Origin of the sequence: Streptomyces sp. NBC_00829 (assembly GCF_045161795.1) — a bacterium.
Lineage (GTDB): Bacteria > Actinomycetota > Actinomycetes > Streptomycetales > Streptomycetaceae > Streptomyces.
Map to the genome: position 1 here is coordinate 4,442,210 of NZ_CP108867.1, position 19,354 is coordinate 4,461,563.

The window sequence follows — 19,354 nt, forward strand, 5'->3', positions numbered from 1 at the left end:
CAGGGAACGTCAGGGGAACGCCGGTGGGGATCGAGAGTGACCAGCTCGTCTACGACTATCTGAGCCGGGTCGGTGATCTGGCCCAGCAGCAGCAATTGCCGTCCGGCACCCGGATGCAGCTGGTGTCGGCGCTGCGGAGCGAGATCGACCGGCAGCGGGCCGGGTTCGGTTCGGACACGCCCGCGTCGGTGCGCCGTATTCTCGGGCGGCTCGGTACGCCGGACGAGGTGGTGGCTGCCGCGTCCGGCGACGGTGGCGCGCCGCGGCCGGCACCCCGGGGCGCGTCGGCAGCCGTGCCGGAGCAGCGTGCGCGCCGTCGGGTCCCGCGCCCGCGCCGGTCCGCGGCGGCGGAGAAGCCCGAGGGCTCCGGGATGTCGGCCGGGGCGTCGCCGCCGCACCTCGCGGGGACGGACGAACTCGGCCCCTCGGGGAGCGAGCCGGACTGGTGGCGGGTCGAGCCGGGGCCGTTCGGCGCGGGCGAGAGCGTGGCCGGGTTCGTCGGTGGTGTGGAGATCCCCGAGATACTGAAACCGCCGCCCTCCAAGGAGGACTTGGCGGCCCGTGCCGCGGCGGCGGACGAAGAGGTGTTCGCGAAGGACACGGGCGAGTGGGCGGACGAGGGGGCCCAGCCGCGCCGTTGGCTGCCGCGGCTGCGCCGCCGTCGTACGGAAGTGGCTGCCGAGGAGGGCCAACTGCCCGCCTTCGCCCACCCGTTCCTGCTGGTCGCCGCCGCGTTGCTGGTCGCGGGCGCGCTGCTCGGCTCCTGGCTCGCACTCGGCGCGGGCTGGCTCCTCGCCTACGCCTCCCGCAGGCTGTCGCGCGCCGAGGCGAAATGGGCGGTCGTGGGGCTGCCGGGGGCGGTTGTCGCGGGCGGTCTCGTCTGGCTGTGGGGCAGGGTCAACGGGCGCTGGGGCGAGCCCATCCCGCAGGGAGGGATGCGCGAGGCGCTCGCCGGGACCTGGCCGTGGGTGCTGAAGGGGGCGGCGCTCGCCTCCGCGCTCTATCTGGTGCGGCGGGCGCGGAGGCGGTGAGCGGCCCCCTCTGCGACGGCGTCGGCGCCGGATGCACCGGCGCCGGCGGTCAGGTCGTCGCCCGCGACGCGGGGGGCGGGTGCGGGCGCGTAGGGAGTGCCGGGCACCACCAGCGGCGAACCCGTCACGGGGTCCGGGATCACCACCGAGTCCAGGCCGAAGACCTCCCGTACGAGATCCGCCGTGACGATTTCCCCCGGCCTGCCCTCGGCGACGATCCGGCCCGACTTCATGGCGACCAGATGGTCGGCGTACCGGGCGGCCTGGTTGAGGTCGTGGAGCACGGCCACGACCGTGCGCCCGCGCTCGTGGTTGAGCCGGCGCAGCAGGTCGAGCACCTCCACCTGGTGGGCGATGTCGAGATAGGTCGTCGGTTCGTCGAGCAGCAGCAGGTCCGTCTCCTGCGCGAGCGCCATCGCGATCCACACGCGCTGCCGCTGCCCGCCGGACAGTTCGTCCACCGGACGGTCGGCCAGCGCGGTCACGTCGGTGCGCTCCATCGCGTCGGTGACGGCCCGCTCGTCCTCGTCCGACCACTGCCTCCACCACGCCTGGTGGGGCTGACGGCCGCGGGAGACCAGGTCGGCGACGGTGATCGCCTCGGGCGGGACGGGTGACTGCGGCAGCAGGCCGACCGTCTGGGCGATCTTCTTGGTGGGGATCCTCGCGAGCTCCTGCCCGTCCAGCAGCACGGCTCCGCCCCGGGGCCTCAGCAGCCGGCCCAGCGCGCGCAGCGTCGTCGACTTGCCGCAGGCGTTCGGGCCGACGATCACCGTCACCCGGCCGTCGGGGACGGCCAGATCGAGCTCGTGGACGACCGTACGGTCCTCGTAGGCGAGCGTCAGCCCGCGAGCGGTGAGCCTGCTCATGCCTTGCCTCCTGCGGTACGGCCGCGCACGCTGTGACTTCTCACGAGGAGCCGGATCAGATACGGGGCGCCGACGGCCGCCGTCAGCACGCCCACCGGCAGTTCGGTGGGCGAGAGGAGCTTGCGCGCCAGCAGATCGGCCAGGACGACGATCACCGCGCCCATCAGGGCCGAGCACAGGAGCGGGATCTGCGCGGTGCGGGCCGTCCTGCGGGCGATCTGGGGGGCGAGGAGCGCCACGAAGTCGACGGGTCCGGCCGCGCCGGTCGCCACGGCCGCGAGGACCACGCCGAGCAGGACGAGCCCGAGCCGTACGCGCCCCAGACGGACGCCGAGCGCGGTCGCCGTGTCGTCGTCCGTGCTCACGGTCCGCTGGGCGCGGGCGGCCCACAGCATGGCCGGCACCAGGACGAGCAGCGTCCAGCCGAGCGGCGCGGCCTCCTCCCAGCCGCGGCCGTTGAGCGAGCCGGTCATCCAGATCTGGGCCTGCTGGGCGACGAGATAGTCGCCCTTGGTCATGAAGAGCGTGGTGACCGACCGGAGCGCGATCGCGAAGCCGATGCCGATCAGAACGAAGCGGGTGGCGTGGAGCCCGCCGCGCCAGGCGAAGACGTACACGAGCGCCGCGGCGGTGATGCCTCCGGCGACGGAGAGGTACGGCAGCACCGTGTACGAGGTGACCCCGAACGTCATCGCCCCGACCGTGACCGCGCTCGCGCCCTGACTGATCCCGATGATGTCGGGGCTGGCCAGCGGGTTGCGGGCGACGGTCTGGATGAGCGCGCCCGCGACGCCGAAGGCGGCGCCGACGAGGAGCCCGGTGACCATGCGGGGCAGCCGCAGCGTGCCGACGACGAGCTCGTCCCGCGACGGCTGCCCGACGAGCACCTTGATGACCTCGCCGGGGGCCACGAAGCTTTCCCCGACGCAGAGATACGCGACGCACACGGCGGTGAGGACGAGGGTGAGCCCGCAGGCGACGGCGGCGGCGCGCCGGTGCACCAGGAAGGTGCCGCGCCCGGCCCGGACGAGGGAGTACCCGACGGGCCTCACGGCGGTGGTGCTCATGCCGGGACCGCCTTGCGCCGCACCAGTGTGACCAGGAACGGCACTCCGATGAGCGCCGTCATCACCCCCGCCGGGATCTCGCCCGGCGGGAAGACCACCCGGCCGATCACATCGGACACCAGCAGCATCACCGGGCCGATGAGTGCCGCCATCGGCAGCACCCAGCGGTGGTCGCCGCCCACGATCGCGCGGGCGATGTGCGGAACCGCGAGGCCGATGAAGGCGATCGGGCCCGCCGCCGCGACCCCGGCGCCGGTCAGCACCGTCGCTCCGAGCCCGCCCACGATCCGTACCGTCGCGACCCGCCGGCCCAGGCCCTTCGCCACGTCCTCGCCGAGTGCCAGTGCGTCCAGGCCCCGGGCGACGGACACCACGAGCACCACGCCCACCAGCAGGAAGGGCCAGATCTGGCCGACGACCTCGGCGTCGCGTCCGGCCACCGAGCCGACCTGCCAGAAGCGGAACTCGTCGAGGGCCGCCGCCTTCGTCGTCAGCACCGCCATTGTCACGGACACCAGCAGCGCGTTGATCGCCGCGCCGCCGAGCGCCAGTTTCACCGGGGTCGCGCCGCCGCGTCCGCTCGACGCGATCGCGTACACCGCCACGGACGCGAGGGCCGCTCCCGCGAAGGCGAACCACACGTACCCGCTGAGGGTGTGGACTCCCGCGAACGCGATCGCGAGCACCACGCCCACCGAGGCGCCCTGGCTGATGCCGAGGATTCCCGGGTCGGCGATGGGGTTGCGGGTGATGCCCTGGAGGACGGTGCCGGCGAGGGCGAGCGCGGCCCCGACCGTGAGGCCGATGACCGTGCGCGGCACCCGCAGCTGCCGTACGACGTCGGCGTCGCCCTCTCCGCCGTGCAGCAGGGCGTCGAGGACGGCGGACGGCGCGATGGCGCGCGCCCCGACGGCAAGGCTGAGCAGGACCGCGAGCAGCAGGGCCACGACGGCAGTCGCGGTCCAGCCGATGCGGCGGACCGCGAGCGCGCGTCTGGCTGACATGGAGACCAATCGGAAGGACGAGAGGCCTCAGTCTAAGGGCGGGCCCGGACCGTCCGGATGGGCACAATGGCCCCTATGGCTACGCACCCGCTCACCGTCGGCTTCGACCTCGACATGACCCTGATCGACTCCCGCCCCGGCATCCATGCGGCCTTCCGCGCGCTGTCCGCCGAGACGGGCGTCTGGATCGACGCCGATCTCGTCGTGACCAGGCTCGGGCCGCCCCTGGAGCTGGAGATCGCGCACTGGTTCCCGAAGGAGCGCATCGAGGAGGTGAGCGACCGGTACCGCGAGATATACCCGGCTCACGCCATCGAGCCGACCCCCGCCCTGCCCGGCGCCCGGGAGGCCGTCGCCGCCGTCCAGGAGCTGGGCGGACGCGCGATCGTCGTCACCGCCAAGCACGAGCCGAACGCCAGGCTGCATCTCACGCATCTCGGGATCACCCCGGACGCGGTCATCGGCTGGCTGTGGGCGGAGGCCAAGGCGGGGGCGCTGCGCGAGCACGGCGCCCGTGTGTACGTCGGCGACCACACCGGGGACGTACGGGGCGCACACACGGCCGACGCTCTGTCGGTCGCCGTGCCGACGGGACCGTGCGACGCGGCGGAGCTGCGGGCGGCCGGCGCCGATGTGATCATCGACGACCTGACCGCGTTCCCGGCCTGGCTGCGTTCGTTCGGCGAGGCCTACATCCAGAACTAGAGTGCTGATTTGGCCTGTCGGCGCTGAGCGGCGATCGAACGCAGGACGCCCGCGGCGGCGATCAGGAAGCCGACGCCCATCAGCATGCACACGGCGTACGCGACGGACGGGAACGGTTCGGTGCCCAGGAACAGCGGGGCCACGGTGACCAGTGTGGCCACGGCGCCGACGATGAAGACGATCGCGCCGACGCGCACCAGTCCGTCACCCGGCGCGGGAGGAGTAGCAGTCATCCGGCCAGGGTAGTTCCCTGCGCGGAGGAACCGTTCGGCGACGTCTTGTCACCAGCCCCTGGACCATTAGCCTTGGGGGTGGCGGGTCAGGCGACCCGCTGTAGTGCTATCCAGAGCCGTTTTTCGGTGCCCAGGTTGGTGCCCAGCTTCCGGTGCCCCAGCGCCCCAACGAGTACGAGGACGAGGACAGACGTGCCTACCGGCAAGGTCAAGTGGTTCAACAGCGAGAAGGGCTTCGGCTTTCTCTCCCGCGACGACGGCGGCGACGTCTTCGTCCACTCGTCGGTGCTCCCCACAGGGGTCGACTCGCTCAAGCCCGGCCAGCGCGTCGAATTCGGCGTCGTGGCAGGCCAACGCGGTGACCAGGCGCTTTCGGTGACCGTTCTCGACCCGGCCCCGTCCGTGGCGGCGGCACAGCGGCGCAAGCCCGACGAACTGGCGTCCATCGTGCAGGACCTGACGACCCTGCTGGAGAACATCACCCCGATGCTTGAGCGCGGCCGTTACCCCGACAAGGTCCACGGCAAGAAGATCGCGGGCCTGCTGCGGGCGGTGGCCGACCAGCTGGACGTCTGAGACGTCCGGCCCGGACCAGGGCCAGGACCGGCGGAACGCGCGGGCCGGAGCCAGTACATGACCTGTACCGGCTCCGGCCCGCCTGCGTCGTGAAGGGGCGGGCGGAGAGTCAGGCGAAGGACAGCGCGTCCGGGGCCAGCGGTGGGACCAGGCCTTCTGCCGCCGCGCGGGTCAGAAGGCCGCGGACCGCCGCGTAGCCGTCCTCGCCGAGGTTGTGCGTGAACTCGTTGACATAGAGGCCGATGTGCTGGTCGGCGACGGCCGGGTCCATTTCCTGGGCGTGCTCCAGGACGTACGGCCGGGACGCGTCCGGGTCGTCCCACGCGGCCCGCACCGAGGTACGGATGGATTCGGCCAGCAGTTTCAGCGTCGCCTCGCCCAGCGACCGCTTCGCGATGATCGCGCCGAGCGGGATCGGCAGCCCCGTCGTCGACTCCCAGTGCTCGCCCATGTCGGCCAGAGCGTGCAGCCCGTAGTTCTGGTAGGTGAACCGCGCCTCGTGGATGACCAGTCCGGCGTCCACCTTGCCGTCCCGTACCGCGGGCATGATCTCGTGGAACGGCATCACGACCACCTCGCCGACGCCCTCGGGGACGACGTCCGCCGTCCACAGGCGGAACAGCAGATAGGCCGTCGAGCGCTCGCCCGGGACCGCCACCGTCCTGCCGGTGAGGTCGGTGCCCGCCTCGCGGGTCAGCACCAGGGGGCCGCAGCCGCGGCCGAGCGCACCACCACAGGGCAGCAGCGTGTACTCGTCCAGGACCCAGGGCAGCACCGCGTACGACACCTTCAGCACGTCGAACTCGCCGCGCTCCGCCATGCCGTTGGTGATGTCGATGTCCGCGAACGTCACATCGACGGCGGGCGCGCCGGGAACGCGGCCGTGCGCCCAGGCGTCGAAGACGAACGTGTCGTTCGGGCACGGCGAGTAGGCGACCCGCAGGGCGTCACTCATGGGTCGGCTCCTCCTTGAGGACGGGGGCGAGCTGCCGGAAGGCGCCCCGGAGCGCGTCCAGTGCCTCACCGATGCGCCAGGCCGCGCGGTCGCGGGGGCCGACGGGGTTGGAGATCGCGCGGATCTCCAGAACCGGCAGGGAGCGGGCCGTGGCGGCCTCCGCCACCCCGAAGCCCTCCATGGCCTCGGCCGCGGCACGGGGATGACGTGCGGCCAGTTCCGCGGCGCGGGCGGCCGTTCCGGTCACCGTCGAGACCGTGAGGACCGGGGCGTGTACGGCGTCGAGGGACTTCGCGGCACGCGCGGAGAGTCCGGCCGGCGGGAGATGGACACTACGGCCGAAGCCGAGGCTGTCGACGGCCACAAAGCCGTCGGGGGTCTCGGCGCCGAGGTCGGCGGCGACGATCGCGTCCGCGACGACGATCGTGCCGAGCGGCGCGTGGGCCGCGAAGCCGCCGCCGATACCGGCGGAGACGACGAGGTCGTACGGCGAGGAGGAGGTCGCGAGCGCGGTCGCGGTGGCCGCTGCGGCGGCTGCGGGGCCGACACCGGCGGCGATCACGTCCACGGCGCCGGGGCGTCCGGATGCGGCGAGCCCCGCGGCGACGGCGTCCGCCTCCGCGGCCACCGCGGTCACCACCAGTACGCGCACAGCAGGGACCTCCCGGTCAGGAGCCCGGTCGGGAGTCCGGTCAGGACTCCTTCTCGAACTTGAAGTGCCAGATCCCGATGACCCTCTTGCCCTTGGTCTCCAGAATGGACACGGCGGTGCTGTTGGTCGGCTCACCGGTCTGCGAGGAGAAGAAGGCGTTGCCCGGGATGGTCCGGTACGCCTTCTTGTACGGCTCCTGCTCGACGGGCTGGCCACCGAAGAGGAGCGTCCAGCCGTTGTCCGCGATCTCCGGGTCGACGCCGATGCGGACCTTGTCGTCGAGAGCGACCTTGATGGTCTTCGCGGGCTTCTTGGTCAGACAGCCCTGAAGCAGCGATTCCTTGATCGGCTCGCCGTCGTTGTAGCAGGCCGCCTCGGTGTGGACCGAGTCCGTCCCGACCGTCACGGTCGCGAGCGGGGTCGGCTTGTCGCAGGCGGAAAGGACGAGGAGCCCGGCGGAGACGGCACCGAGAGCGGCAGCGGCCCGGCGGCGCTTGCCCGAGAAGAACGCAACGGTCATGGCCCGAAGGCTATCGGGCGCGCGGCGCCCGCCGCCGCGGGGGGTGCGCGGCCTTCGGGTGTGTCCTCGATCCGCGAAGCGGGCCCGACGCCGTCCGAGGACGCCCGGAGCGTCCCGGCGCACGGGGCCTCGGACAAGCTCACGCAGCCCGGGAGGGGCCGGGGCGCCCACGCCACCGGAGGGGCCGTGGACGGTCGTGAACGTGCCGCAGAGACGCCGCGGATGGGTCCGAGCGGTTCTGGGAGGGGGCGTGGGCACCCACCGCCCCGAGGGGGCCGCGGACGGGACCGTACGCCGCCGCCGGACCCGCACCACCGCTACGCCACCCGGGGGCGCGGACGGCTGCCCCGGCGAGCTGCGACCAGCAGGCCGCGGACCGACGTCAGGACGCCGAGACCGACGATTCCCGCCGCCACCGACATGCCGAGCGTCCCGTTCAGCGGCAGCGCGATGCCGATCGCGCCGCCCGCCACCCAGGCCATCTGGAGGAGCGTCTCGGACCGCGCGAACGCCGAGGTGCGGACCTGCTCGGGCACGTCCCGCTGGATCAGCGCGTCCAGCGACAGCTTCGCCAGTGCCTGGCACAGACCCGCCGACGCGGTCAGCACCGCCACCATGCCCGCGCCGAAGAACACCGCCGCGGTGATCGCCGCGGCCAGCACCACGAACTCCACCGTGGCGATGATCCTCTCCGGGCCGCGGTCCTTCAGCCACGCGCCGACCGTCGTCCCCAGCGCATTGCCCACCCCGGCCGCGATGCCCACGATCGCCAGCGAGACCGCCGCGCTCTCCCCCGCCAGCGGATGCTCCCGCAGCAGGAACGCCAGGAAGAAGATCAGGAAGCCGGACAGCGCCCGGAAGGCCGCGTTGGCCTGGAGGCCGTGCAGCACGGCCGGACCGACCGTCCGCAGACTGGGCTTCTGCTCCCCGTGGGTGAGCATGTGCGCCTTGCGCTCGCCCTTCGCGGAGTCGACCTTGTGCGGCATCGTGAACGCCCAGTACGCGCCGAGCAGGAACAGCGCACACGCCCCGTACAGCGGCCACTGGGGGCCGATCTTCTGCAGCCCCACCCCGATCGGCGCCGCGATGCCCGTCGCCAGCAGCCCCGCGAGCGTCACCCGGGAGTTCGCCTTGACCAGCGAGAAGCCGTGCGGCAGCAGCCGCGGCACGACCGCGCTGCGCACCACGCCGTACGCCTTCGAGGCGACCAGCACGCCCAGCGCGGCCGGATACAGTTCCAGGCCGCCCGTCTCCACCGCGCCCGACATGGTCAGTGCCAGCACGGCCCGGGTCAGCATCGCGCCCGCCATGGCCGCCCTGCGGCCGTGCGGGATCCGGTCGAGAAGAGGCCCGATGACGGGTGCCAGCAGGATGAAGGGAGCCATCGTGACGGCGAGGTAGAGGGCGACACGGCCGCGAGCCTCGTCCGTCGGCACGGAGAAGAAGACCGTTGACGCGAGGGCAACCGTGATCATGACGTCACCCGCGCCGTTCACGGCGTGCAGCTCGATCAGTTTGCCGAGGCCCGACTCGCCCGCGCCATGGGCGTGCGTCGCCTTGCGGATCCCCCGGGCCGTGCCCGTGAAGGGCAGATGCAGGGCACGACCGAAAGACCGGCCCGCTCTTCTGAGCTGCCCGGCTCCCTCGGACGACCTCGCGGCTGCCACCCCGTCATAGTGCCCCAACCCCTGCCGAGGCGAACCGTGATGCGGTGTTGTTGCCCCTTGTTGGGGCAGGCATGTGGGCGGCGGGCGGCAGAGGGGGTAGCGTGCGTAGCGCGCCACCGGCGGTTGTTCTCGGCCGCGCGCCTCTCCGGCATCCCGCAGAATGGATGACGGTAGGTGTGCCCGAGACAGGAAGGTCCGGGCGCGGACGTTGATGCGGCCCCCTGGTCCGCTCCGCCTGCGCCCCGTACCTCGCGACTCGGCCGGCGCACCCGTGAGACGGCGTAGGAGAGAAGCGAGACCTGTGAGTGCTGCGACGACGCGAAGCCGTACCCCTGACCGTCTGTGCGCCGAGGCGGTAGACCTCGCCCGGGCGGCGGCCGAGGAGGCCGCGGCCCCGGGGGTGGTCGGCGAGCATGTGTCCCTCGTCTCGGAGGGAGATCGCGTCGTCACGCACTTCTTCGAGTCCAAGGAGATCGGCTACCGGGGCTGGCGCTGGGCGGTGACCGTCGCCCGGGCCTCCCGGGCCAAGGTCGTCACCCTGGACGAGACCGTGCTGCTGCCCGGCCCCGACGCGCTGCTGGCCCCCGAGTGGGTGCCGTGGAGCGAACGGCTGCGGCCGGGCGACATGGGCCCCGGCGATCTGCTGCCCACCGAGGCCGACGATCTGCGGCTGGAGCCCGGGTTCTCCGGCGAGGACGCGCCGCCGCCGAACTCGGCGGTGTCGGAGGAGATGGCCGAACTGGTCGAGGCGGAGGACGCGGAGGTCACCGCGGGCTCGCCCTCGTCCCTGCAGCTCTCCCCGTCCCGCGGTTCGATCGCGGCGGTGGCCGAGGAACTCGGCATGCGCCGGGCCAGGGTGCTCTCGCGGTACGGGCTGCACATTGCGGCGGACCGCTGGGACGAGTCGTTCGGTGCGAAGACCGCGATGGCCCAGGCAGCCCCGGCGACGTGCGTGACCTGTGCCTTCCTGGTTCCGCTCACGGGCTCGCTGCGGCAGGCCTTCGGCGTGTGCGCGAACGAGTTCTCGCCCGCGGACGGCCGGGTCGTCTCCCTGGCGTACGGCTGTGGCGGGCACTCGGAGGCGGCCGTGATGCCGAAGCCGCCGACGCCTGCGCCGCCGGTGCACGACACGATGGGCGCGGACGCGTTCCCGCTGCGCCCCGCCCGCGACGGCGGCTCGGTCAGCGGGGAACCGGACGGCGAGTCCGAGGACCTCGGTCACTCGTAGGTTCTCGCTGTCTCCGATCGCCGGACGGGCCGCGATCTCGGGCCTGCCCGGCGACGGGTCATATGCCCGACCGGACCGGGTCGGGCGGTTCGGCACCCCTTCGGAGGGTTCGGCACGGTCTGGCCCGTCATGCCTGTGCCGCGCTGCGGCCGATCGTCCCCGGCCGGGCCGATGCGGGCCCTCCCGTCGTCCGAGACCCGCAGGCCCGCGACGGAGTCCGCCCGCGTTCACCACGACCGCCCCCACCGATGTACCTTCGGCCGCACAGACACATACGCGGGTTACCGGAGAGAGCGGAGTCACAGCGTGGGCGTCAGGACGACCGAGTGGGCCGACCCGTTCGGGACGGCGCGGTTGCGGCGCGGGGTGCTCGACGCGTGGGGGGCCAGTCCCGCCCGCTTCCGGGAGGACGCCAACGCCGAGGAGGACCTCGCGCTCGGCGGCTACCGCGACCGCCTCGTCATCGAACTCGCCCAGAACGCCGCCGACGCCGCGGCCCGCGCCCACGTGCCGGGACGGCTCCGGCTGACCCTGCGGCCGGGCACGGGCGGCCGGCAGGCGGTCCTCGCCGCCGCGAACACCGGCGCGCCCCTGGACGCGACCGGCGTCGAGTCCCTGAGCACCCTGCGCGCCTCGGCCAAGCGCGAGGGCCACGAGTCCGCGGTCGGCCGCTTCGGCGTCGGCTTCGCCTCCGTCCTCGCCGTGAGCGACGAGCCCGCGGTTCTCGGACGGCACGGCGGTGTCCGCTGGTCCCTGGCGGAGGCCAGAGGACTGTCCGAGCAGGCTGCACAGGGGAGCCCCGGCCTCGGCGACGAACTGCGCCGCCGCGACGGTCACGTACCGCTGCTGCGGCTGCCGCTGCCCGCCGAGGGGACGGCACCCGAGGGCTACGACACCGTGGTCGTCCTGCCGCTGCGGGACGGCGCCGCGGTCGACCTGGTCGAGCGGCTGCTCGCCGGAATCGACGACGCGCTGCTGCTCACGCTGTCCGGACTCGCCGAGATCGTCATCGAAACCCCGGACGGCGTACGGCAGTTGCGGCGCTCCGTGCACGGGGGTTATGTCCATGTCGAGGACAGCGCACAGGGCGACCGGCGCTGGCGCGTGATCAGCCACGGCGGCGCCATCGAGCCCGCGCTGCTCGCCGACCGGCCGGTCGAGGAGCGGCTGCGGCCGTACTGGACCGTCACCTGGGCCGTGCCCGTGGACGAAGAGGGCGCGCCCGACCGGCCGCGCACCGCCCCCGTGGTGCACGCGCCGACCCCCACCGACGAACCTCTCGGCGTGCCCGCGCTGCTCATCGCCTCGCTGCCGCTGGACACCACCCGCCGGCACCCGGCGCCCGGACCGCTCACCGACTTCCTGGTGCGCAAGGCGGCGGATGCGTACGCCGAACTGCTCGGCGACTGGCAGCCGGTGACCGTCGGCACGATCGACCTGGTGCCGGGCCCGCTCGGCAAGGGCGAGCTGGACGGCAGGCTGCGGGCGGCGATCCTTGAGCTGCTGCCCCGTACCGCCTTCCTGGAGGCCGCGGCACCGCGCGAAGTCTCGGGCGAGGACACCGGGCTTCCGGACCGCGAGGTCTCCGCCGGGCTGCGGCCCATCGAGGCGGAGGTCCTGGAGGGCGCGGGCGCGGAGACCGTACGTGTGCTGGCCGAGGTGCTGCCGAGTCTGCTGCCCGCGGGCCTTGAGCGGCGGGTCGAGCTGCGGACACTCGGCGTGGCCCGGGTCCCGCTGACCGAGGCGGTCGACCGGCTGGCCGGCCTGGAACGTGAGCCCGGCTGGTGGCAGCGGCTGTACGACAGCCTCGCGGGCGTCGACCCGGACCGGCTGTCGGGGCTTCCCGTCCCGCTCGCCGACGGCCGTACGACGATCGGGCCCCGCCAGACGCTGCTGCCGCTGGCGGAGACGCCGCCGCGGCTGGCCCGGCTGGGGCTGAAGGTCGTCCACCCGGACGCCGTGCATCCGCTCCTGGAGAAGCTGGGTGCGCTGCCCGCGACGCCGCGTGCCGTGCTGACGACACCGCAGGTGCGGACGGCGGTCGCCGGATCCCTGGACGTCGGGGAGGTCTGGTACGACGGAGTCGGGGACGGCGCCGCCCTGGACGCGGACGAGCTCGCGGAGACCGTGCTGGCTCTCGTGCGGGACGCGGACCTGGAGCCCGGCGACGAACCGTGGCTGGGCGCGCTCGCGCTGCCCGACGAGGACGGTGAGCTCGCGCCCGCCGGTGAACTGGTGCTGCCGGGCAGCCCCTTCGCGTCCGTGATGCGCGAGGACGAGCTGGCGCTGTGCGACGGGGAGCTGGCCGAGCGCTGGGGCGAGCAGCCGCTCGCCGCCTGCGGCGTGCTGGCCGGCTTCGCGCTCGTACGGGCCACGGATGTCGTCCTGGACCCCGATGAACTGGAGCCCCGCGAAGGGGACTTCACCGAGCCCGACGACGCGGGCCTCCTCGACGCGGTCGACGTGTGGTGCGAGGACGTCCTCGACCGGCTGCCGGACACGCCGGTGCCGCCGGTCGCCACGGAACTCGTCGCGGTCCGCGACCTGGACCTGGTGGACGACGACTGCTGGCCGCAGGCGCTGGCGCTGCTGGCGCAGCCGCCGCTGCGGGACGCGCTCACCCAGTCCGTACGGATCCTGCTGCCGGACGGTACGACGGAGACGGTCCGTCCGTACACGGCGTGGTGGCTGCGGGACCATCCGGTCCTCAACGGACGCCGTCCGGCGGGCCTGCGGGCGGAGCACGGGGATCCGCTGCTGGAGGGGCTGTACGAATCGACCGACACGACGGGCTTCGAGGACGCCGAGGTACTGCGGGCGCTGGGCGTCCGCACCTCGGTCGCCGCCCTGCTCGACGAGCCGGGCGGCGCGGCCGAACTCATCGGCCGTCTCGCGGAACCGGACCGCCCGGTGCGCGCGGCTCAGCTGCACGCCCTGTACACGGCGCTGGCCGACCTCGACCCGGAGCAGGTCACACTCCCCGACGAGCTGCGGGCGGTCGTGGACGGCGAGGTCGTCGTCGTGGACGCGGCGGACGCGGTGGTCGCGGACGCGCCGGACCTTCTCCCACTGGCCTCCGGTGTCGCACTGCTGCCGGTGGCTCCCGGGCGGGCGGTCGAACTCGCCGAGCTGTTCCAGGTCCCGCGTCTGAGCGAGACGATCGAGGCCCAGGTCACGACGTCGGGCGAGGAGCACGAGGTCCCGGAGTCGGTCCATGTCCTGCTGGGACCGTCGACGCCGGCGACCTATGTGGAGCACGAGGAACTGGTCGCGGGCGCCACCGAACTCTCCTGGCGCCGCACCCCGGACGGCGTGCTCCACGCCTCCACGGTGGAGGGCGTGGCGGCCGGCCTGGCGTGGTCGACGGGCCAGTGGCCTCGCCGTTTCGAGGTGGCGGCGCTGCTGGAGGACCCCTCACGCACGGAGGAACTCGCGCGGGACCGCTGGTTCGACTGACGGATGGCGACCTTCGCCGCCGAGTGCGCACCGGGCGTGAAGCAGTCGTCCACCCCGCCGTCAGGGCCAGGTGCGCTCGATGCGGTCCTGCCGTACGGCATACGCGGCGGGGCCGCCCTTCTGGACGGCCCGGTACATCGCGCTCCGGTGTGCATCGAGGCGTTCGGCCATCTCGATGCTGCGGAGCTGCTGGTTGTTGCTAACCCTTGTCGTCAACCCCTAGGCATTCCCGTGTGGTTCGGCACGAGGCGGGAACGTTCCCTGTGAGGGTTGGGCCGAGTGGGCCGAGCATTCAGGGTGCTCCGTTCGCCCTGGGCGCATCGGTGGCGGGACCTACCATCGGAGTACAGCCACCGAGCCTGAGCAAACCCACCGAGGTGATCGTGAGCAACTGGGCCGACCTTACGAACGGTAAGCGCATCAAGCACCTACGGGGCTCCGATCTGACTCAGCAGGGGCTCGCCGATGCTGCGGGCGTCTCGCTCGCCCTGGTGCAGAAAGCCGAGCAGGATCGTGGCGAGCTGTCTGTCGGCTCGCTGCTCAAGCTCGCTAGCGCTCTCAAGAGTGACGTGGCGGTGATCCTGGGACAGCAGGCGCCACGCCAGGGCATGAACCGCGACGACCGCGCCGCGCTGCGCCACCTGTCCGATTCCGTGCATGAGAGTGCGCTCGGAGAGTGGGATGGCATCGACGACCCGAGCACGCTCGACGAACTGACCAGGGCGCGCGACCTCGCTTGGTCCGCCTACTGGGCGAGCGATACGGCGAAGGTGAGTAACCTCGCCTCGAAGGTCCTCATGGAAGGACAGGTTCGATACGCCAGCGCCACGGGGGCCGAGCGTGAGCAACTGGCCTTGGTGCTGGCAAGTACGTACAGGGTCGCCGCATCGTGTGCCAACGGCTTCGGACAACGCGACCTCGCATTGAGCGCGCTCACCTCCGCCAAACTCCTTGCCAAGGAAGCCGACGACCCGGTGATGACGGCGCTACTCGAATCCACGCTCTCGTGGATCTACCTACGCGGAGCCAAGACGCCCCGCGCGGTGGCTGTGGCGGAGCGGGCGGCACTGGCGATTGAGCCATCGTTCAGTAAGGCAGCACGCCCCGAGCTGCTCGCGTACGGGCGCCTGATGGTCTCAGCGGCTGTCGCAGCGTCGAGACGCGAGGATGAGAGCGCGGCCGACGACTACATTTCGCAGGCGCACGCCGCTGCGGCGAGGCTCGGCCGAGACGAGCGGCTGTACGGGACCAGCTTTGGCCCAACGGCGGCAAAAACAGAGGCAGTTGGAATCCATGTTGCGTTGAAGAACTACGGGCGCGCGCTCAAGCTCGCTAACCAGCCAGACATGAAGAAGCTCCCCAAGAGCATGTCGAAGGTGGCGCGCAATCGCTACAAGCTCGACGTTGCCCTCGCGCAATGCGCGGCCGGTCTCTACGACCAGGCCGGAGACACGCTGATCGAGGTGGGTCTCGATGCCCCGGAGTGGGTCAGGCATCAGGCGTTGCCCGGCGTCATCGGGAAGCGTCTTGCGAAGGTTTCGACGGCACGTGTGCGGAACATCAGCGAGCTAATCGGCGTGGCCCTGATCGCATAAGTCCTACGGAGCGTATGAGTTGGGGCCGCGCGACCTTGCCCGGTCCTACGCCCCGTCACTTCACCATCCGTGATCAACCGGACACGATTGATGCATGGTCAGCATCGAGAGCGGACAGAGTCAGGGGCCAACGACGATCCGTCGAACCGAGGGCGACCTGAGACGGCGTCGGGCACTTGCGGACGCGGCGGCGGGCATCTCGCCGACCGAGGCGGACGTACCGGCCGAGGCCGCGAAGATCGAGCGGTTCCGTTGCGTGATCTACCTGTGTGGTGCCCCCAACGCGAACATCGGGATGCCCCGCAAGGAGTGCACCGAGTACGCAGAGGCGTTCGGGTGGGAGATCGCAGGTGTGATCGAGGACCACGCGGGGTTGCTGCCCCCGGAGGGGCGCGACGGGCTTCGTCAGGCTGTCGACCGAATCAAGGGCGGCGAAGCTGGTGCGGTTCTCACGGCGTGGCGCTCGATGATCTCGCCTGTACCGCTGGAATACGACCAGGTCGTACGCGAGATCGAGAAGGCCGGCGGTTTTCTGCACGTCAAGGAGTCGGCGAGTGGCGAGCACGGCACCGAGCGATGCTGACGGCGTCTCGGCGGGCGGCGCGAATGGAGCCGAAGGCCGCCAACGACTACGCCGGGCGGAAGTTGTGAGCGCGCCGGGTTACGACACGAGCCGTCCGCCCGTTCCCGTCCCGGATTGTACGACGTGCGCCGACTTCGCAAGGCGACGTAAGGCCGCGCGGGCTGAGTTCGACGGCAGCAAGGAGACCGACGCCAACGTGTTGATGCGTCAGCACCAGCGGCGGGAGCACCGCGGATGACCCGGCGGACGTTCCGATACGTGCCCTTCTCGATCGTGCAGGACGCGACGGCAGAGCCGGAGTACGAGGCGCGTTGCGTCGCGGGGGACGAGTTCGAGTGTGGCGCTGAGTCCGGTGTGCAGCACGACCCGGCGGAGGTCGAGGAGTGGCAGCGCAGGCACACGCAGGAGACCCGGCATACGCGGTACCGACGAAACTTCGCGGATTACGCGGTCATGCAGCCCCCGGACGGTGTTCCGCTCGGGCTGGAACCGGCCCGCGTCGCACGGGTGCACGTGTCGTGAGTCGGTTACGCGGCTGGAAGGTCACGACCGACGGCGCGTTCTGGGGCGGGGTGCTCGTGGTCAGCAGCGTTGGCGGCCTGCTGGCCGTGATCGTCGTGGCCTTGTCCCATCAGCCTCCGTGAGGCTGCACCGCCAGTGCCAACCGCCCGAAGACTCCCGCCCCGGTCGGATCTTCTGCCCGCAACCCTTGGACAGGTCGAGCGCTTGCCGGGGCGGGTCCTGCACAACAGTCACCGTACGAATCGATCAAGGAGGAGACTTGCAGACAAGCACCGCAGGTATGGAGACGATCACGCACGCCCCATGGGGCATGCGTCGCATGGCTCCGCTGCGCAACGGTTCCCCCTCGTCGTGGCGTTATGCGGGCGTCGATCCGGCCACGCAGACCGGCCGATGGGTTGGGGAGGACGGAGCGATGATGCCGACTGAACTCGGCAAGCACGGTACGAGCGTGAACACCTACCCGCCCACGCAGGTCGGCAAGGACGGCAAGATGGACGCTGACTCCGGCCACGACGCCACGCAGGACTAGGGGTAGCGCCATGGACGGACGCCCGGTGCTGGTCTGCACGCAGGATGAAGACGCAACCGCTGATCTGGTCATCGCGGAACTGAACCGGCGCCGGGTGCCCGTCCTCCGGTTCGATCCCGGACGGGACTTTCCCTCCCCGGCGGTGCTCGCCGCACGTACCGAGGCGCACGGATGGGGCGGGCGGCTCACGGTCGGGGACCGTACGGCCGACTTATCCGCCGTGCGCGCCCTGTACCACCGTCGCCCGAACGTCTACCCGGACAGCGGCGAGCAGTCCGCTCGGTTCGCCGCGCAGGAGAACCGGCGCGGCCTGGGTGGCGTGCTGGGCGCGCTCCCGGGTTGTCTCTACCTGAGCCACCCGCTGGCCATCGCGCGGGCGGAGTACAAGCCCGCGCAGTTGGATGCGGCGACACGGGTTGGGCTCACGGTCCCCGCCACCCTGATCACGAACGACCCGATGGAGGCCAAGGCGTTCTGCGCAGAGCGGCCGACCATCTACAAGCCCTTGCACGCCGGGGCGTACGACGTCGAGGGCGAGGCTGCCGGAATCTGGGCCGCGCCGGTCGCGGCGGGCGAGATCGACGGCGCGGTAGGCCACAGCGCGCACCTGTTCCAAGCTCAGGTGCCCAAGGTGGCGGACGTGCGCGCAGTCGTAGTCGGCGAGCGGGTGTTCAGCGCCCTCATCGTGGCACCGTCCGGAGTCGTCGACTGGCGAGCGGAGTATCAGAGCCTCACCTACGAGCCGGTGGCCTGCCCGGACGTGATACGCGGCGCTCTGGTGCGGTTTCTCGCCGACTTCGGGCTGATCTTCGGTGCCTTCGACTTTGCCGTGACCGGCGACGGCGCATGGTGGTTTCTGGAGTGCAACCCCAACGGCCAATGGGCGTGGCTCGAAGACGCGGCCGGGCTGCCGATCACAAGTGCAATCGCAGACCTGTTGGAGAACGGAGCGAGCCACCATGACTGAACCGCTGTCCTCGGAACACCTACGCGCCGACCTCGCGCGGCACCTGACCAAGGCTGGCGCATTGCGCGGCCCCGAATGGGAAGCGGCCGTGTTGTCCGTGCCCCGCGAGGCGTTCCTCGCGCGCGGTTGGTTTGAGTACGAAGACGGCGGGTGGTACCGGCCCGCGTCCGGTGACTCTGCGGTCGGTCTTGCTCGGGTCTACGAAGACGACACGCTCGTGACAGAGGTGGCCGGGGGCGTGTTCCCCGATCAGGTCGAGGGGCGCATTGCGGCGGCCCCCTCGTCGTCGTCCACTCTGCCGAGCCTGGTCGTGCGGATGCTCGAAGAACTGCGGGTGACCGAAGGGACGCGCGTCCTGGAGATCGGCACGGGTACGGGCTACTCAACCGCGCTGCTTTGCCATGTCGTTGGCGAGGACAGCGTGACCACCGTCGAGGTCGACGCGGAGGTGTCCGCCCGCGCAGGAATGGCGCTCGCGGGCGCCGGTTACTGGCCTGCTCGCGTGGTGGGTGACGGCCTGGCGGGCTGCAAGGAGAGTGGCCCGTATGACCGGGTGATCGTGACATGCGGCGTGCACACCGTGCCTGCCGACTGGCTCGCGCAGACTCGGCCCGGCGGTGAGGTCCTGGTCACGGTCGGCGGATGGATGCACGCATCCGAACTCGTACGGCTGACGGTCGATGACAACGGCACGGCCAGCGGTCCGGTTCTCGGCGGGCAGGTCTCGTTCATGCTGGCTCGCCCGCACCTTCCGCCCCCGTTCGGGATGCTGCCGAATCTCAGCGAGGGCGACGCCGTGCCCACGGAATTCGGCGCGGATGTGCTCGACGACTGGACGGCCCGGTTCGTCGCGCAGTTCGCCGCGCCCCGCGCGCAGCGCCTCACGCTCGAACGGGACGGCCGGACCGAACACGTCGTGATCGACGTGGACGCCGAATCGTGGGCGGTCGTCTTCCGGGACGGCGCGCGATGGATGGTCCGGCAGGGCGGCGCGGCGCGCCTGTGGGATCAGATCTCCGAACGCGTCACGCGGTGGCAGGCGGACGGGCGACCGTCGGCCGATCGCATGCGGCTGCACGTCGGCCCTGACGGGCAACGCCTCACCTGGGCGTAGCGACGAGCTGACGCCCCTACGCTGCCCCGTCTGTCCGTCGTTCCCCCGTGGCGGACGGGCGGGGCTTTCTCATGTACT

Annotated in this window: 21 protein-coding genes; 12 read left to right on the forward strand and 9 right to left on the reverse strand. The window is 71.9% G+C overall.

Going from position 1 to position 19,354, the window contains the following annotated elements; translation table 11 throughout:
* Positions 1-23: 23 nt before the first annotated feature.
* Positions 24-1,031, forward strand: a complete 1,008-nt coding sequence (locus OG293_RS19575; protein WP_406000066.1) for a hypothetical protein — start codon at positions 24-26, stop codon at positions 1,029-1,031.
* Here the strand turns inward: OG293_RS19575 and OG293_RS19580 are convergent.
* Genes OG293_RS19580 through OG293_RS19590 form a run of 3 tightly spaced genes read right to left on the reverse strand, consistent with a single transcriptional unit; the run spans position 1,001 to position 3,971 of the window.
* A complete protein-coding gene (locus OG293_RS19580) occupies positions 1,001-1,900 on the reverse strand; it encodes an ABC transporter ATP-binding protein (protein ID WP_406000067.1) in 900 nt (299 codons plus the stop codon). The two genes, OG293_RS19575 and OG293_RS19580, sit on opposite strands and share 31 nt — an antisense overlap.
* Positions 1,897-2,967, reverse strand: a complete 1,071-nt coding sequence (locus tag OG293_RS19585) for a FecCD family ABC transporter permease (protein WP_406000068.1) — start codon at positions 2,965-2,967, stop codon at positions 1,897-1,899. Before OG293_RS19585 ends, OG293_RS19580 begins: the two co-directional genes overlap by 4 nt.
* Positions 2,964-3,971, reverse strand: a complete 1,008-nt coding sequence (locus tag OG293_RS19590) for a FecCD family ABC transporter permease (protein WP_406000069.1) — start codon at positions 3,969-3,971, stop codon at positions 2,964-2,966. Before OG293_RS19590 ends, OG293_RS19585 begins: the two co-directional genes overlap by 4 nt.
* Before the next feature lie 66 nt (positions 3,972-4,037).
* Here OG293_RS19590 and OG293_RS19595 point away from each other — a divergent pair, with 66 nt between their 5' ends.
* Complete coding sequence (locus OG293_RS19595) at positions 4,038-4,676, forward strand: HAD family hydrolase (RefSeq protein WP_406000070.1); 639 nt, start codon at positions 4,038-4,040, stop codon at positions 4,674-4,676.
* Here OG293_RS19595 and OG293_RS19600 read toward each other — a convergent pair.
* On the reverse strand, positions 4,673-4,909 hold the full coding sequence (locus tag OG293_RS19600) for a hypothetical protein (protein WP_406000071.1): 237 nt from the start codon (positions 4,907-4,909) through the stop codon (positions 4,673-4,675). The two genes, OG293_RS19595 and OG293_RS19600, sit on opposite strands and share 4 nt — an antisense overlap.
* A 192-nt stretch (positions 4,910-5,101) precedes the next feature.
* Between OG293_RS19600 and OG293_RS19605 the strand changes: the two genes are divergently transcribed.
* The gene (locus OG293_RS19605) at positions 5,102-5,485 is read left to right on the forward strand and encodes a cold-shock protein (protein ID WP_406000072.1); all 384 of its coding nucleotides are present in this window, start codon (positions 5,102-5,104) and stop codon (positions 5,483-5,485) included.
* 109 nt (positions 5,486-5,594) lie between these two features.
* On the opposite strand, the gene OG293_RS19610 is transcribed toward OG293_RS19605, so the two are convergent.
* The 4 genes from OG293_RS19610 to OG293_RS19625 all read right to left on the reverse strand — a co-directional run bounded on the left by OG293_RS19610 (position 5,595) and on the right by OG293_RS19625 (position 9,279).
* Complete coding sequence (locus OG293_RS19610) at positions 5,595-6,440, reverse strand: 1,4-dihydroxy-6-naphthoate synthase (protein WP_406000073.1); 846 nt, start codon at positions 6,438-6,440, stop codon at positions 5,595-5,597.
* On the reverse strand, positions 6,433-7,092 hold the full coding sequence (locus OG293_RS19615; protein ID WP_406000074.1) for a futalosine hydrolase: 660 nt from the start codon (positions 7,090-7,092) through the stop codon (positions 6,433-6,435). The genes OG293_RS19610 and OG293_RS19615 overlap by 8 nt, the downstream gene beginning before the upstream one ends.
* 40 nt (positions 7,093-7,132) lie before the next feature.
* The gene (locus OG293_RS19620; RefSeq protein WP_406000075.1) at positions 7,133-7,612 is read right to left on the reverse strand and encodes a DUF2771 domain-containing protein; all 480 of its coding nucleotides are present in this window, start codon (positions 7,610-7,612) and stop codon (positions 7,133-7,135) included.
* Between the two features lie 317 nt (positions 7,613-7,929).
* Entirely contained in the window at positions 7,930-9,279 is a 1,350-nt protein-coding gene (locus OG293_RS19625; RefSeq protein WP_406000076.1) for an MFS transporter, read from the reverse strand.
* 301 nt (positions 9,280-9,580) lie between these two features.
* On the opposite strand from OG293_RS19625, the gene OG293_RS19630 reads away from it, so the two are divergent.
* Positions 9,581-10,507 (forward strand): DUF3027 domain-containing protein, encoded by a 927-nt coding sequence (locus tag OG293_RS19630; protein ID WP_406000077.1) that lies wholly within the window; start codon positions 9,581-9,583, stop codon positions 10,505-10,507.
* A 306-nt stretch (positions 10,508-10,813) separates the two neighbouring features.
* The gene (locus OG293_RS19635; protein ID WP_406000078.1) at positions 10,814-13,963 is read left to right on the forward strand and encodes a sacsin N-terminal ATP-binding-like domain-containing protein; all 3,150 of its coding nucleotides are present in this window, start codon (positions 10,814-10,816) and stop codon (positions 13,961-13,963) included.
* Positions 13,964-14,023: 60 nt separating this feature from the next.
* Here the strand turns inward: OG293_RS19635 and OG293_RS19640 are convergent, their stop codons facing one another.
* Positions 14,024-14,179, reverse strand: coding sequence for a hypothetical protein (locus OG293_RS19640; RefSeq protein WP_406000079.1), 156 nt, complete (start codon positions 14,177-14,179; stop codon positions 14,024-14,026).
* Positions 14,180-14,346: 167 nt separating this feature from the next.
* Here OG293_RS19640 and OG293_RS19645 point away from each other — a divergent pair, with 167 nt between their 5' ends.
* The 7 genes from OG293_RS19645 to tgmC all read left to right on the forward strand — a co-directional run bounded on the left by OG293_RS19645 (position 14,347) and on the right by tgmC (position 19,276).
* On the forward strand, positions 14,347-15,558 hold the full coding sequence (locus OG293_RS19645; protein ID WP_406003644.1) for a helix-turn-helix domain-containing protein: 1,212 nt from the start codon (positions 14,347-14,349) through the stop codon (positions 15,556-15,558).
* A gap of 94 nt (positions 15,559-15,652) precedes the next feature.
* A complete protein-coding gene (locus tag OG293_RS19650; protein WP_406000080.1) occupies positions 15,653-16,141 on the forward strand; it encodes a hypothetical protein in 489 nt (162 codons plus the stop codon).
* A gap of 234 nt (positions 16,142-16,375) precedes the next feature.
* Entirely contained in the window at positions 16,376-16,663 is a 288-nt protein-coding gene (locus OG293_RS19655; RefSeq protein ID WP_406000081.1) for a hypothetical protein, read from the forward strand.
* Positions 16,660-16,785 carry a hypothetical protein gene (locus tag OG293_RS19660; protein ID WP_406000082.1) on the forward strand — a complete coding sequence of 42 codons (126 nt, stop codon included), beginning with the start codon at positions 16,660-16,662 and terminating at the stop codon, positions 16,783-16,785. The genes OG293_RS19655 and OG293_RS19660 overlap by 4 nt, the downstream gene beginning before the upstream one ends.
* A 137-nt stretch (positions 16,786-16,922) precedes the next feature.
* Positions 16,923-17,195 (forward strand): putative ATP-grasp-modified RiPP, encoded by a 273-nt coding sequence (gene tgmA / locus OG293_RS19665; protein ID WP_406000083.1) that lies wholly within the window; start codon positions 16,923-16,925, stop codon positions 17,193-17,195.
* A gap of 10 nt (positions 17,196-17,205) precedes the next feature.
* A complete protein-coding gene (tgmB, locus tag OG293_RS19670) occupies positions 17,206-18,162 on the forward strand; it encodes an ATP-grasp ribosomal peptide maturase (protein WP_406000084.1) in 957 nt (318 codons plus the stop codon).
* Positions 18,155-19,276 carry an ATP-grasp peptide maturase system methyltransferase gene (tgmC, locus tag OG293_RS19675; protein WP_406000085.1) on the forward strand — a complete coding sequence of 374 codons (1,122 nt, stop codon included), beginning with the start codon at positions 18,155-18,157 and terminating at the stop codon, positions 19,274-19,276. Before tgmB ends, tgmC begins: the two co-directional genes overlap by 8 nt.
* Positions 19,277-19,354 lie beyond the last annotated feature (78 nt).